This is a genomic window from Klebsiella sp. K47 (assembly GCF_051858335.1).
In the GTDB taxonomy this organism is placed as follows: Bacteria; Pseudomonadota; Gammaproteobacteria; order Enterobacterales; family Enterobacteriaceae; genus Klebsiella; species Klebsiella pneumoniae.
Genome location: NZ_JBPYUI010000223.1, coordinates 1 through 239 on the forward strand (window position 1 = coordinate 1; position 239 = coordinate 239).

General features: G+C 61.1%; 1 pseudogene. It reads right to left on the reverse strand.

Annotated features, from left to right (window positions below):
* Positions 1 to 239 (reverse strand): annotated as a pseudogene (locus RRF55_RS27785) (pyrroloquinoline quinone biosynthesis protein PqqF); the annotation flags it as partial.

Genomic DNA, 239 nt, shown 5'->3' on the forward strand with positions numbered 1-239 from the left:
GGGCATCAACAGCCTGCGGCGTTAACACCGGTAAACCATAGCGCTGGCGCAGGGCGGCTACTGCCGTGGCGCTGGCATTCATCGGTGACCGGATTTGCGTCGCCAGCTGCTGTCGCAATACGCTGAACGCCGTCACATCGCACAGCGTCAGCTCACGCAAAAATTGTTTGCAGCAACCCAACAGGTTCACGGGAGAGCGGTCAGGCGACTGTAACGCCAGCAGCAGGCCATCGCGATCG